A 12167-nucleotide genomic window follows, 5' to 3' on the forward strand; every position below is an offset into this window, starting at 1 on the left:
TACCCTGACATGACGCCGGTAAATCCGCCGCTGCACAATGGCGTCATGACGCTCCTGCTCACCTTGGACGACGGTTCCGTCCAGCGGGCCCTCACCGACGCCGTCGACCTCGCTCGCGAGGCAGCGGTCGAGGAGGCCGGGCCGGAGCAGGTCGGCGCGCACACCGGCGTCCACTTCGAGGACGCGGTGTCGGCGAGCCACCTCTTCGAGGCGGCGGTGCCCGGCTACCGCGGCTGGCACTGGTCGGTGACGGTCGCGACGGCGGGCCCGGACCTGCCGGTGACCGTCAGCGAGGTCGTGCTGACCCCGGGGCCGGACGCGCTCGTCGCGCCGAAGTGGGTGCCGTGGGAGCGCCGCGTGCGCCCCGGCGACCTCGGCGTCGGCGACATCTTCCCGACCGACGCGGAGGACCCCCGGCTGGTGCCGGGCTACCTCCAGTCGGACGACCCGGCGGTCGAGGAGGTCGCGCACGAGGCCGGCCTCGGCCGGGTGCGGGTGCTGTCCCGCTACGGGCGGCTGGAGGCGGCCTCGCGGTGGCGGTCCGGCGAGTTCGGGCCGCGTTCGGACATGGCGCGCAGCGCGCCCGCTTCGTGCGGGACCTGCGGCTTCTACCTGCCGCTGGCCGGTTCGCTGCGGGCCGCGTTCGGGGTGTGCGGCAACGAGATCGCGCCTGCCGACGGGCACGTCGTGAACGTCGAGTACGGCTGCGGGGCGCATTCCGAGATCGAGGTGGAGACGACGTCGTCGGTGCCGGTCGCGGAGCTGGTCTACGACGACTCGCTGCTGGACATGGAACCGCTGCGTGAGCAGTGACCCGTTCGGCACCGAGGCCCTGCGTGCCGCGGTGCTGCGGGCCTGGGCGGATTCGCCCACTCGCCTGACCGAGGACACCAACGCCGAGCGCGATCTGCGGGTCGGCGCCTACCGGGACCGGCTGTTCGTCGAGCTGGCCCAGAACGCCGCCGACGCCGCGCTCGCCGCCGGGACGCCCGGGACGCTGCGGGTGTCCGTTGTGGACGGTGAGTTGCGGGTCGCCAACACCGGTGCGCCACTGGACGCCCGTGGGGTGGCTTCGCTGTCGTCGCTGCGGGCGTCGGCGAAGGAGGGCATGGTCGGGCAGTTCGGCGTCGGGTTCGCCGCCGTGCTCGCGGTGACCTCCGAGCCGCGGGTGATCTCGCGGACGGGCGGGGTGGCGTTTTCCGAGGCACGCACCCGGGAGGCCGTGGGGCGCGACGACGTGCCGGTGCTGCGGTTGCCGTGGCCGGTCGAGGAGCAGGTGCCCGAAGGTTTCGACACGGAGGTCCGCCTGCCGCTGCGCAAGGGTGTGGACGTCTCCGAGTTGCTGGCGCGGCTGGCGGACGAGGTCGAGGACCTGCTGCTGGTGCTGCCCTGGCTGGCGCGTGTCGAGGTCGCGGACCGCGTATGGGATCGGTCCGAAGTGGACGGTGTTGTCGAGGTTTCCGGGCGCCGGTGGCTGACGCAGGAGGCGCCGGGCGGGCTGTGGGCGGTGCCGGTCGACGGGCCGCTGACGGCTGACGTGCTGCACGCCCCGACGCCGACCGACGAGCGGATGTCTCTGCCGGCGCGGTTGATCGCACACGTGCCGTTGGAGCCTTCGCGGCGGCGCGTGCTGCCCGGCACCGAGTTGGCGGTGTTCGCCGAGTCGTACCCGGCGCTGGTACGGCAGCTGCCGCCTGAGCGGCGCTCGGAGATGGTGCCACGGCCCGGTTTCCCGTTGTCCGAAGTGGACGCCGAACTGCGGGACGCGGTGGTGCGGCAGTTGTCGGCGCAGCCGTGGTTGCCGGGGCGCGAGGAAGAACTGCCGGGCTCCGGGGCGCGCGTGCTGGACGTCGAGTCGCCGGAGCTCGTCGACCTGCTCGGGGAGGTCGTGCCGCGGCTGGTTTCGCTGTCCGGACCCGAGGTGGCGCGGGTGCTGTCGGCAGTCGGCGCCGATCCGCTCGGGGTGGCCGAGGTCGTCGAGGTCCTGACCGGGCTGGAGCGGCCGCCGTCATGGTGGCGCTCGCTGTACGACGCGCTGCTCCCGTTGCTGGAAGCGCATTCCGTGCAGGCCGACGAGCTCGGCGCGTTGCCGGTTCCGCTCGCCGACGGGCGGACGCTGCCCGGGCCGCGGGGTGCTTTCCTGTTCGGCGGTTCGGAGGAGTTGCTGGACCTGCTCGCGGAGGCCGAGGTCGTCGGGTTGCGGCTGGTGCACCCGGAGGCGGCGCACCCGCTGCTGGAGCGGCTGGGGGCGAAGCAGGCCGAGTCCGCGGATCTGCTGGAAGCGCCCGCGCTGCGTGAGGCTGTCGAGCGCAGTGTCGAAGATGCACTGTCTGGTTTGGACACTCGGCCGCTCGCGGATGCCGTGTTGCGCCTGGTTTCCGACACCTCGGCCGAGGGGCTGGGCGCGCTGGCGCTGCCGGGCGAGGACGGGTGGCGGCGGGCGGACGAGCTGTTGTTGCCCACTTCGCCGCTGCTGGACGTCTTCGACCCCGAAGTGTTCACAGAGGACGGTCCGTTTTCCTTGCTGGACGAGGATTTCGCGGCACGATGGCCTCGTGAGGCGCTTGTGGCGGTCGGTGTGGTGGACGGGTTCGTCGTGGCCGAGGACGGGATCCGGGACCTGGACCTCGTCGCGGACGACGCGTGGCCCGCGGCGCTGCGGTTGCTGGCGGCGGAGCGGGAGACGTGGCACGCGCTGGCGGGCCCGTCGGGCGAGTGGCTGGCGCGGAACGCGGTGCTGGCGGGGCGGGCGCCGGCGGAGTGGCGGCTGCCGGACGCGGACGGGCTGGCGGGGTTGTACGACCCGGTGCCGGACGTCGGGGTGCGGCCGGAGGTGCTCGCGCTGGCCGGTGTGCGGGCGGAGCTGGTGGTCGCGGACCTCGAGGACGCCGCCGACGTGCTGGACCGCCTGGGCGATCCGGAGCGGGTGATCGCGCCCGGGCTCGTGGGGCGGGCGTACCGGGCGGTGGCGGCGGCCGGGCTGGAGTGGCAGGAGCTGGACCCGCCGGAGCGCGTGCGGACGGTCGACGGTTCGGTCGTGGCGGCGGAGCAGGCGGCGGTGCTGGACCGGCCCTGGCTGGCGGCGGTGTGGCCGGCGGGGCGTTTGGTCGCGGTGCCGGAGGTGGGGTCGGTGCGGCGCGTGGGGGCGGGTCGGCCGGGGGTGGCTCTCGCGGGGTCGGCAGCGGAGGGGCTGGCGGCGGAGGAGCGCTCGGCGAGGCAGCTGGCGGGCGGAGGTCCGGCTGGGCTGGGGGCCCGACGTTCGGCGGTGCCGTTCGCGGGTGATGCGGATCTGGCTTCCCGAGGTCCGGCTGCGCCCGGGGCTGGAGGTCCGGCGGTGCCGTTCGCGGGCGATGCGGGGCTGGCGGGCGGCGGTTCGGCGGGCCGGTTCGCGGGCGATGCGGATCTGGCTTCCGGAGGTCCGGCGGCGCCGTTCGCGGGTGACGCGGATCTGGCTCCGGGAGGTCCGGCGGAGCACGCCTCAGGCGGGGAGGGGTTGCCTGGCCTGGCGGAGCGGCTGGCGGAGGTGCTGGACGTGCCGGTGCTGAGCGAGCTGGTGTCGGCGAGCCTGCCCGAGGGCGAGTACGTCCCGTGGTCCGAACTCACGGCGATCCGCCTGGTCGCGGAGCTGCTGGACATCCCGTTCCCCGACGGCGGGGTCGTGGTGCACGAGGAGTTGACGGTCGAGGTGGCCGGAGTCAAGCACGACGCGCCGTGGTGGGTCGATAGTGGCCGGTTTCACGGGGAACATCACGCGGCCGACACCCCCGAGGGCCTGGCGCGGGCCTTCGCCTGGGCGGCCGGTCGCTGGGAGGACCGGCATCTCATCGCGGCGCTGCTGGAGGAGCCGGATCCGCTGACCCTGCTGACCTGAGCCGGATGGCTGGTGGAGGCGGCGCACGAGGCCGATGTAGGCGGCCGAGCTGCTGAGGTGAGCTGGGTGGCTGCGGTCGGCAACGCGCGAGGTCGACGCAGGTGGCGGATCTGCTGACCTGAGCCGGATGGCTGCTGGCGGCGGCTCGTGCGGTGGATGCGGCGGTCGCGGGTGGCTGCTGACGTCGGCGAAGCAGTGCGGGTGATGGCAGCGGCTTGAGCCCGCAAGTCTCAGCGGACTGTGCCCGCAAGCCCCAGCAGCCCCACAAACCCCACAGGCCCCACCAGACCCGAACCTCAAAGCCCCGTCTGGGCCGCCCTCGAACCGCGCCTTGCGGCGGTTCTCTGCCAGGTCATGATGCCCATCCCGATGAGACTGATCACAACCCCCGCCCCGCACGTCCACAGCCACACCGACGCGGGCCGTCCCCCACCCCAGTCGTGCACGGCGAAAGCGACAAAACCACCCAACCAGAGCACGGTCCCGACGGTCACGAGGGGGAACATCGCCGTCAGTTGCCGAGGCAACTCGGGCACCGGGCGCAGCGAGCCTTTACCATCCCCACCGTTGTCGGTCACGCCTGGAAGGCTACCGGCCAGTTCCCGATGACCTCCACGAAGGCGGAAGCATGACCCAGCTGGGCAGCCGGTCGGCCCTCGACCGCTTCTTCAAGATCAGCGAGCGCGGCTCGACGACCGGCAGGGAAATCCGGGGCGGGCTGGTCACCTTCGTGACCATGGCGTACATCGTCGTGCTCAACCCCCTGATCATCGGCAGCTTCTCGCCCTCCGACGCCGGCGCCCACCGCGACGTGCTCGGCGGCATCCTGCCCGTCCCCGAGGTCGCGGCGGTCACCGCGCTCGTCGCCGGGGTCATGACGATCCTGATGGGCCTCGTCGCCCAGTACCCCTTCGCCATCGCGACCGGCCTCGGCATCAACAGCCTCGTCGCCGTCACCATCGCCCCGCAGGTCACCTGGCCCGAGGCGATGGGGCTGGTCGTGATCGAGGGCGTCATCATCGTCGTCCTCGTGCTCACCGGCTTCCGCACGGCCGTGTTCAACGCGGTCCCGGCCGCGCTGAAATCCGCCATCGCCGCGGGCATCGGGCTGTTCATCTGCTTCATCGGCCTCGTCGACGCCGGGTTCGTGCGACGGCTCCCGGACGCCGCCAACACCACCGTCCCCGTCGGCCTCGGCATCAGCGGCTCCATCGCCTCCTGGCCGACCGCGGTGTTCGTCGTCGGCCTGCTGATCACCGGCACGCTCGTCGCCAAGCGCGTCCGCGGCGGGATCCTGATCGGCGTGCTCGCCACGACCGTGCTGGCGATCGTCGTCGAAGCGATCGTGCACGCCGGCCCGTCGAACGGCACCAACCCCAAGGGCTGGAACCTCGGCTACCCCGCACTGCCGGACAAGGTCCTCAGCCTGCCCGACCTGTCGCTCGTCGGAGACGTCTCCTTCGGTGCCTGGACCCGGCTGCCGATCATCACCGTCATCCTGCTCGTGTTCACCCTGGTGCTGGCCGACTTCTTCGACGCCATGGGCACCATGACCGGCCTCGCCAAGGAAGCCGGGCAGCTCGGCCCCGACGGGCAGCTGCCCCGCGTCGGGCGCGCGCTGTTCGTCGAGGGGCTCGCGGGCGCCGCCGGCGGGCTCGGCTCCGCCAGCTCCAACACCGTGTTCGTCGAGTCGGCCTCGGGCATCGCCGAAGGCGCCCGCACCGGGCTGGCCAACATCGTCACCGGCGTGCTCTTCCTCGCCGCGATGTTCCTCACCCCGCTGTACCAGTCGGTGCCGGTCGAGGCCGCCGCGCCCGCGCTCGTCGTGGTCGGGGCGCTGCTCATCGCGCAGGTCCGCGACATCGACTTCACGGACTTCTCGATCGCGCTCCCGGCGTTCCTCACGATCGTGGTCATGCCGTTCACCTACTCGATCGCCAACGGCATCGGCGCCGGGTTCATCAGCTACGTCGTGATCCAGGCCGTGACCGGGAAGGCCCGGCGGATCCACCCGCTGATGTGGGCCATCGCTGTGGCGTTCGTCGCGTACTTCGCCGTCGGGCCGATCCAGGCCGCGCTGCGGTGAGCACGCACCGCCGATCGTAAGGTATGCTAACTATGTGCCCGAAATGCGTGAGCCCCAGCTGGCGAGCCGCCTCCGGCTCGCCGTCGTGCGGCTGAACCGCAAGCTCCGGGCACAGCGGACCGACCAGAACGTCTCGCTGACGCAGCTCGCCGCGCTGTCCACTTTGCACAAATGCGGGGCGCTGACGCCCGGCAAGCTGGCCGCGAAGGAGGGCGTGCAGCCGCCGTCGATGACGCGCGTCATCGCCGCGCTCGAGGACATGGGCTACGTCGAGCGCAGCGCGCACCCGACGGACGGGCGGCAGTCGATCGTCGCGCTCACGTCCAGTGGCACGGCGTTCGTCGAGGAGATGATCTCCGTGCGCGAGGCGTGGCTGGACCGCAAGCTGGCAGAACTGAGCGGCGACGAGCGGGAAGTGCTCGCCCGCGCCGCCGAGCTCATCGACAGAATGGCGGGGAACGAGTAACGGTGCGACCAGACACGGGTAGCCAGGCGAAGACTCATCCGACGACGACAGCTACCCGGGGTCAGGCTCCTCCACCGGCCGCCGAGCCGCCGAAGCCGAAGCCGGGCATGTTCGCCTCGCTGCGGGTGCGGAACTACCGGCTCTTCTTCTCCGGGCAGGTCGTCTCGAACATCGGCACCTGGATGCAGCGCATCGCGCAGGACTGGCTCGTGTTCGAGCTGTCCGGCAACAACCCGATCGCGCTGGGCATCGCGGTGGCGCTGCAGTTCACGCCGACCGTGCTGCTGTCGCTGTGGGCCGGCGTGCTGGCCGACCGGGTGGACAAGCGGAAGCTGTGCATCCTGATCCAGAGCGGGATCGGCGTGCAGGCCCTGGTGCTGGGGCTGCTGAACGTCACCGGCCTGGTGGCGCTGTGGCAGGTGTACCTGCTGTGCTTCGTGCTCGGCATCTTCAGCGCGCTCGACGTGCCCGCGCGGCAGTCGTTCGTCGCGGAGATGGTGGGGCGCAAGCAGATCCCGAACGCCGTCGCGCTGAACTCGTCGGTGTTCAACATGGCGCGCATCGTCGGCCCCGCCATCGCGGGGTTCGCGATCACGTGGGTCGGCACGGGCTGGATGTTCCTCGCCAACGCCGCCAGCACCCTCGCCGTGATCACCGGTCTCGCGCTGATGGACCCGGACAAGCTGTTCCGCGGCCCGGTCGTCGAGCGGGCGAAGGGGCAGCTGCGTGAAGGGCTCACCTACGTGCGCGGCCGCGCGGACCTGATGACCGTGATGGTGCTGGTGTTCTTCGTGAGCACGTTCGGCATCACGTTCTTCACGTCGCTGGCGATCGTGGCGGGCAACGTGTTCGGCACCGAGGCGGACGGTTACGGCCTGCTGTCGACGCTGCTCGCGGTCGGCACGTTCACCGGCTCGCTGATGGCGGCGCGGCGGATGACCAAGGGCGGGCCGCGGGTGCGGCTGCTGCTGATCTCCGCGTTCGCGCTCGGCGCGGTCGAGTTCGCGGCGGCGTTCATGCCGAGCTACCTCGCGTTCGGGATCGCGTTGATCCCGCTGGGTTTCGCGACGATCACGTTCCTCAACACGGCCAACTCGCTCGTGCAGACGGCGGTCAGCCCCGAGATGCGTGGCCGCGTGATGGGCATCTACGTGCTCGTGCTGATCGGCGGCAACCCGGTCGGCGGGCCGATGGTGGGCTGGATGGCTGACACCTTCGGCGGCCGGTCGCCGTTCTACATCGGCGGGGTGGTCTCCGCGCTGGCCGCCGTGGCGTGCGCCGCGGTGCTGGCCCGCCGCGGCGGCCTCGCGAAGGGCTACCGGCTGGCCGGGCTCCGCGTGCTGTCCCGGAAAGCGGCTTAAGCCACCACCCGGCGCAGGAACGGGAGTACGTCCGAAGCCCAGCGGGCGGCCTCCGGCGGGCTGAAGATGTGCCCGGCGCCGGGGTACTCGACCAGCTCGGCGCCGCGGATCCCCGTCGCGAACAGCCGGGCCGTGTCGGGCAGGACGATCCGGTCCTGCCCGCCGACGACGACGAGCGTCGGCACGTCGATCGCGCCGAGCAGCGGGGTGACGTCGGTCCGGGCGGCCAGTTCGGCGTGCGCCGCGCCGCCCGCCGGGTAGCCCTGGCGGATCTGCCGGACCGCCTCGGCGTGGTCGGCGGGCGAGAGCGCCGCCAGCGCCGCCGGTGAGCCGGCCGCGTGCAGCATCAACTCGGCGAGGGCGTCGAAGTCCTCGCGCTCGGCCAGCCGCCGCCAGACCGTCGCGTAGGCACGCAACTGCGCGTCGTGCCGCGCGACGCCGACGGTCAGCACCAGGCCGCTGACGTGCGAGGGGTGCCGGACGGCCGCGGTCACGGCGACAGCCGCGCCCAGGGACAGCCCGGCGACGGGGAACCGTTCGGCCCCCGTTTCCAGTGCCGCCGCGACGACCGTGTCGGCCAGGCGTTCGAGTGACAACGGCTCGGTCGCCAGTGGTGTCTTGCCCGCGCCGGGGTAGTAGGGCCCGACGAACCGGAGGTCCCCGGCCGCGGAGATGAGCGGGCCGAAGTTCTCCCGGACGCCCCCGCCCGCGCCGTGGGCGAGCGCGACGACCGGACCGGTGCCTTCGTCGACGACGTCGATGTCCTTCAGCAGTGCGGAAATCATGGCGCGAAGGTAAGCGTTGACGTCGGCGTCAAGGTCAAGGCGGAGGTGGGTGTGCGGATCGGTGAACTGGCCCGGCGGGCGGGCACGACCACGAGGGCGCTGCGGTACTACGAGGAGCAGGGGCTCCTGCGGCCGGACCGCACGGGCAACGGCTACCGCGAGTACGGCGAGGACGCGGTCGTCCGGGTGGCGCAGATCCGGGCTCTGCTGGACGCCGGGTTCAACTCGCGCACGGTGGCGCAGCTGCTGCCGTGCGCCAAGGGCAGCCGTCCGCACATCGAGCTGTGCCCCAGCGTCGTCGCGGCGATGCGCGGCACACTGGACCGCATCGAGGCCGAGCTGAAGGCGCTCGACAGCCGCCGCAGCGCCGTGACTGCGTTGCTGGGCGCGGAACCCGTCACCGGAGCCGCGCGTTGAGCCGCGCGGCCTGACGGGTGAGGTGGTCGCGCTCGGCGAGGTTCGTTGCCTTCGCTGCGGCCTCGGCGTACAGCTTCGCGGCCTTCGCCAGGTCGCCGTCGCGTTCGTGGAGGTAGGCCGCGGCGGCGGTGTGGCGGGGCAGCGAACCGTCCAGCTCGGCGAGCGCGGCCAGCCCGGCGCGGGGCCCGTCCGCCTCGCCGAGAGCGACCGCGCGGTTGAGCCGGACGACGGGGCTGTCGGTCAGGCGCACGAGCTCGTCGTACCACTCGACGATCTGCACCCAGTCGGTCTCCTCCGCGGTGGGGGCGTCGGCGTGCAGCGCGGCGATCGCGGCCTGCGCCTGGAACTCGCCCAGCTGGTCACGCGCCAGCGCCGCCTGCAGGATCCCGACGCCCTCGGCGATCAGCCGGGTGTCCCAGCGGCTCCGGTCCTGCTCGGCGAGCGGCACCAGGCTGCCGTCGGGCGCGATCCGGGTGGCCCGCCGCGCGTGGTGCAGCAGCATGAGGGCGAGCAGCCCCGCCACCTCGGGGTGGTCGACGACGGTCGCGAGCTGGCGGGTCAGCCGGATGGCCTCGGCGGCGAGGTCGACGTCACCGGAGTAGCCCTCGTTGAAGACGAGGTAGAGCACCCGCAGCACGGTTCCGACGTCGCCGGGCTGGTCGAACCGCACGCCGGAGACGGTGCGCTTGGCCCGGCTGATGCGCTGGGCCATCGTCGCTTCCGGCACCAGGTAGGCCTGCGCGATCTGGCGGGTCGTCAGCCCGCCGACGGCGCGCAGCGTGAGTGCGACTGCGGACGCCGGGGTCAGCGACGGGTGGGCGCACAGGAAGTACAGCTGCAGCGTGTCGTCCACTGTGGACACCGTCGGCGCTTCGTCCTCGACGACGTCCTCCCGGCGGCGGCGGGCGGCGTCCGCGCGGGTGGCGTCGAGGAACTTGCGCCACGCGACCGTGACCAGCCAGCCCTTCGCGTCCCGCGGCGGGTCGGCCGGCCACACGCGCAGCGCCTCGATCAGCGCTTCCTGCACGGCGTCCTCGGCCGCCGCGAAATCGGCTCCGCGGCGGACGAGGATGCCGAGCACCGCGGGCACGAGCTCCCGCAGCGAAGACTCGTTCACTCGGTCACCGTGGGCGGCTCGGTGAGGAACGGCCGCAGCTCCAGCCATTCGTGGATCGGCTTCCCGTCCTTCCCCGGCGCGGCCGACAGCTCCCCGGCGAGTTCGACGGCGCGTTCGTGGCTGTCGACGTCGATGATCATCCAGCCCGCGATGAGGTCCTTGGTCTCGGGGAACGGGCCGTCGGTCACGGGCGGCCGCCCCTCACCGTCGTACCGGACGAACACGCCGTCGGGAGCCAGCGCCTGCGCGTCCACGAACTCGCCGGTGCCCTCCAGCTTCGCCGCGAAATCACGCATGTACTGGACGTGCGCCGAGATCTCCTCCGGCGTCCACTGGTCCATCGGGACGTCGTTCTCGGGGGTGGGAGCGCCGCGGTAGTGCTTGAGCAGCAGGTACTTCGCCATCGTGTTCTCCTCGGTGCTGGTGCGGCCCATTGTGGTCGCTTTCAGCACGGGGACGGAGCGGAACACTGGATCTCGACATCAGGCGCGGAAGTTTTTCCGGAGTTCCTGATCGAGGGTCCGGAGCAGCTCACCGGCCCGGCCGCCGCCGGGCGGCGCGGGCGGGTAGCGGCGGAGCACGTCGACGACCGCGGGCGTCGCGAGCCGCAGCGCCCGTTCGAGGTGCTCCGGGGCATCACCGGCCGCTCGCGCCGCGTGGGCGGCCGCGCCGAGGATGTGTTTCACCTGGTTGGCGTCGGCCAGCGGGTGCAGGTACGCGGCGGAGGCGGCGAACATCGCGGCTCGTGCCGCGTCGCTCGCGGCCGGGGTCGCCGCTTCCTTGGCCGCCTTGAGCGCCGCCCACGCCGTGTCCCGCAGCGCCTTGCCGCGCTCGCCGCCCCGGGCGAACTCCCACGCGGTGTCGATCGCCTCGCGGGGGCGGGTGTCGGCGGGGTGCTCGGCCTCGAAGAGCGGCAGGACCTCCTGCGCGCAGGCCGCCGCGTACGCGGTGACGGCACGCAGGTCCTGCGGCTCCAGGATGATCAACGGCCCAGCAGCCGGGGCAACACGGCTTCGGCGAGGCCGCGCGGGTCCCGTGCGCCGGTGATCGTCAGCTCCTGCGTGCTGTCGTCGGTGAGTTTGATCGCCACGGTGTTGCCGGTGACCACCGCGGGCCGCCCGGCGATCTGCTCGGGGAAGACGCGCGGGGTGACCTTGTCCGTGTAGACCGCCTCGACGCCGCGCACCGTGCAGCGGCCGTCGAACCGCGGCCTGCCGGTGCCGCCCAGTGCCCGGCTCAGCTCGGCGCACAGCTGCCACGAGATCACCGGCCACGGCGCGTCCACGATCGCCACGGGAGCGGGGCGCTGCAGGGGGATCGAGCCGTCCGCGGCGCGGGCGGGCAGTGCGGGCCCGGGCGTCATCGCCGCCGACACGACCTCCCGCGCGATCGACTCGGTCAGGGTGTCGACCGCGCCGGTGCCCGACACCTCGACCCGCAGGAACGGGTGCACCTGGGCGCTGGCCGGCGCGTCGACGAGCCGGACGTCGAGCCGGGCGTTGACCTTCGGCGGCAGGTACTCCAGCTCGCCGGGGCGTCCGGCGACGTCGACCGAGGCCGGATCGCGGAGCACCGCCCCCTGCTCGTCGAGCGCGAGCAGCACCTCGCTCGTCGTCGTGAGGACGTGGCAGGCCCCGTCGCGCACCTCGCGCAGCGCCTTGCCACCGAGCAGCGCCTCCCAGCGTTCCTGGTCGAGGGTCTGGCAGAGCACCTGCCCGCCAGTCTGGGCGGGCAGCGCCGTCACCAGTTCCCCCGTCGGCAGCGGCACGGTGCGCAGCGCCTGCCCGTCCTTGCCCGGCCACTGCGCGGGCAACGCGCGCGCCGGCAGGGGCTGCTCGACGTCCGCCCGGGTCCACAGGTACCCCGCCGCGGTCGCCACCGAGGCGAACGAGCACAGCACGGCCACCACGATTCCCACGACGGCTGACGTCTTCACGCCCGGGAGGCTACAGCGGGCGCGGAGCGTGGTGATCAACGGTGGCACGGCTACGCGATCGGGTGATTACGGTCCGCACCGGAACCCGGTCTTGCGGAGACTGCTGAGGTTAGGCTAACCTCAGACGC

General features: G+C 72.8%; 12 protein-coding genes. 6 read left to right on the top strand and 6 right to left on the bottom strand.

Annotated elements, in window-relative coordinates; genetic code table 11:
* Positions 1-45: 45 nt before the first annotated feature.
* The gene (locus ABFX51_RS01285; RefSeq protein ID WP_091514652.1) at positions 46-813 is read left to right on the top strand and encodes a DUF3027 domain-containing protein; all 768 of its coding nucleotides are present in this window, start codon (positions 46-48) and stop codon (positions 811-813) included.
* On the top strand, positions 803-3871 hold the full coding sequence (locus ABFX51_RS01290) for a sacsin N-terminal ATP-binding-like domain-containing protein (RefSeq protein WP_346051524.1): 3069 nt from the start codon (positions 803-805) through the stop codon (positions 3869-3871). The genes ABFX51_RS01285 and ABFX51_RS01290 overlap by 11 nt, the downstream gene beginning before the upstream one ends.
* A gap of 296 nt (positions 3872-4167) precedes the next feature.
* Here the strand turns inward: ABFX51_RS01290 and ABFX51_RS01295 are convergent, their stop codons facing one another.
* Positions 4168-4449, bottom strand: a complete 282-nt coding sequence (locus ABFX51_RS01295; RefSeq protein ID WP_245783345.1) for a DUF2530 domain-containing protein — start codon at positions 4447-4449, stop codon at positions 4168-4170.
* A 50-nt stretch (positions 4450-4499) separates the two neighbouring features.
* Here ABFX51_RS01295 and ABFX51_RS01300 point away from each other — a divergent pair, with 50 nt between their 5' ends.
* The 3 genes from ABFX51_RS01300 (at position 4500) to ABFX51_RS01310 (ending at position 7784) form a co-directional block, all read left to right on the top strand.
* Positions 4500-5957, top strand: a complete 1458-nt coding sequence (locus tag ABFX51_RS01300) for an NCS2 family permease (RefSeq protein WP_091514647.1) — start codon at positions 4500-4502, stop codon at positions 5955-5957.
* A gap of 43 nt (positions 5958-6000) precedes the next feature.
* On the top strand, positions 6001-6423 hold the full coding sequence (locus ABFX51_RS01305; protein WP_091514645.1) for a MarR family winged helix-turn-helix transcriptional regulator: 423 nt from the start codon (positions 6001-6003) through the stop codon (positions 6421-6423).
* Positions 6424-6530: 107 nt separating this feature from the next.
* Positions 6531-7784: an MFS transporter gene (locus ABFX51_RS01310; protein WP_091514643.1), complete on the top strand. Its 1254-nt coding sequence runs from the start codon at positions 6531-6533 to the stop codon at positions 7782-7784.
* Here the strand turns inward: ABFX51_RS01310 and ABFX51_RS01315 are convergent.
* Positions 7781-8569 carry an alpha/beta fold hydrolase gene (locus ABFX51_RS01315; protein WP_091514640.1) on the bottom strand — a complete coding sequence of 263 codons (789 nt, stop codon included), beginning with the start codon at positions 8567-8569 and terminating at the stop codon, positions 7781-7783. The two genes, ABFX51_RS01310 and ABFX51_RS01315, sit on opposite strands and share 4 nt — an antisense overlap.
* 51 nt (positions 8570-8620) lie before the next feature.
* On the opposite strand from ABFX51_RS01315, the gene ABFX51_RS01320 reads away from it, so the two are divergent.
* Positions 8621-8986, top strand: a complete 366-nt coding sequence (locus ABFX51_RS01320) for a MerR family transcriptional regulator (RefSeq protein ID WP_091514638.1) — start codon at positions 8621-8623, stop codon at positions 8984-8986.
* Here ABFX51_RS01320 and ABFX51_RS01325 read toward each other — a convergent pair.
* The 4 genes from ABFX51_RS01325 to ABFX51_RS01340 form a co-directional block, all read right to left on the bottom strand.
* Positions 8967-10103 carry an RNA polymerase sigma factor gene (locus tag ABFX51_RS01325; RefSeq protein WP_091514635.1) on the bottom strand — a complete coding sequence of 379 codons (1137 nt, stop codon included), beginning with the start codon at positions 10101-10103 and terminating at the stop codon, positions 8967-8969. The two genes, ABFX51_RS01320 and ABFX51_RS01325, sit on opposite strands and share 20 nt — an antisense overlap.
* Positions 10100-10507 (bottom strand): YciI family protein, encoded by a 408-nt coding sequence (locus ABFX51_RS01330; protein ID WP_346051570.1) that lies wholly within the window; start codon positions 10505-10507, stop codon positions 10100-10102. The genes ABFX51_RS01325 and ABFX51_RS01330 overlap by 4 nt, the downstream gene beginning before the upstream one ends.
* 78 nt (positions 10508-10585) lie before the next feature.
* Positions 10586-11089 carry a putative immunity protein gene (locus ABFX51_RS01335; protein WP_346051525.1) on the bottom strand — a complete coding sequence of 168 codons (504 nt, stop codon included), beginning with the start codon at positions 11087-11089 and terminating at the stop codon, positions 10586-10588.
* Positions 11086-12039, bottom strand: coding sequence for a hypothetical protein (locus tag ABFX51_RS01340; RefSeq protein ID WP_346051527.1), 954 nt, complete (start codon positions 12037-12039; stop codon positions 11086-11088). Before ABFX51_RS01340 ends, ABFX51_RS01335 begins: the two co-directional genes overlap by 4 nt.
* Between the last annotated feature and the right edge of the window lie 128 nt (positions 12040-12167).

The sequence above is a fragment of the Amycolatopsis dongchuanensis genome (genome assembly GCF_039542405.1).
GTDB lineage: Bacteria > Actinomycetota > Actinomycetes > Mycobacteriales > Pseudonocardiaceae > Amycolatopsis_E > Amycolatopsis_E sacchari.

What these genes read in the sequence shown, in the direction of transcription:
- ABFX51_RS01330 (WP_346051570.1), bottom strand. Translation starts at nt 10,507, where the DNA reads ATGGCGAAGTACCTGCTGCTCAAGCACTACCGCGGCGCTCCCACCCCC.
- ABFX51_RS01300 (WP_091514647.1), top strand. Translation starts at nt 4,500, where the DNA reads ATGACCCAGCTGGGCAGCCGGTCGGCCCTCGACCGCTTCTTCAAGATC.
- ABFX51_RS01305 (WP_091514645.1), top strand. Translation starts at nt 6,001, where the DNA reads ATGCGTGAGCCCCAGCTGGCGAGCCGCCTCCGGCTCGCCGTCGTGCGG.
- ABFX51_RS01310 (WP_091514643.1), top strand. Translation starts at nt 6,531, where the DNA reads ATGTTCGCCTCGCTGCGGGTGCGGAACTACCGGCTCTTCTTCTCCGGG.
- ABFX51_RS01285 (WP_091514652.1), top strand. Translation starts at nt 46, where the DNA reads ATGACGCTCCTGCTCACCTTGGACGACGGTTCCGTCCAGCGGGCCCTC.
- ABFX51_RS01315 (WP_091514640.1), bottom strand. Translation starts at nt 8,569, where the DNA reads ATGATTTCCGCACTGCTGAAGGACATCGACGTCGTCGACGAAGGCACC.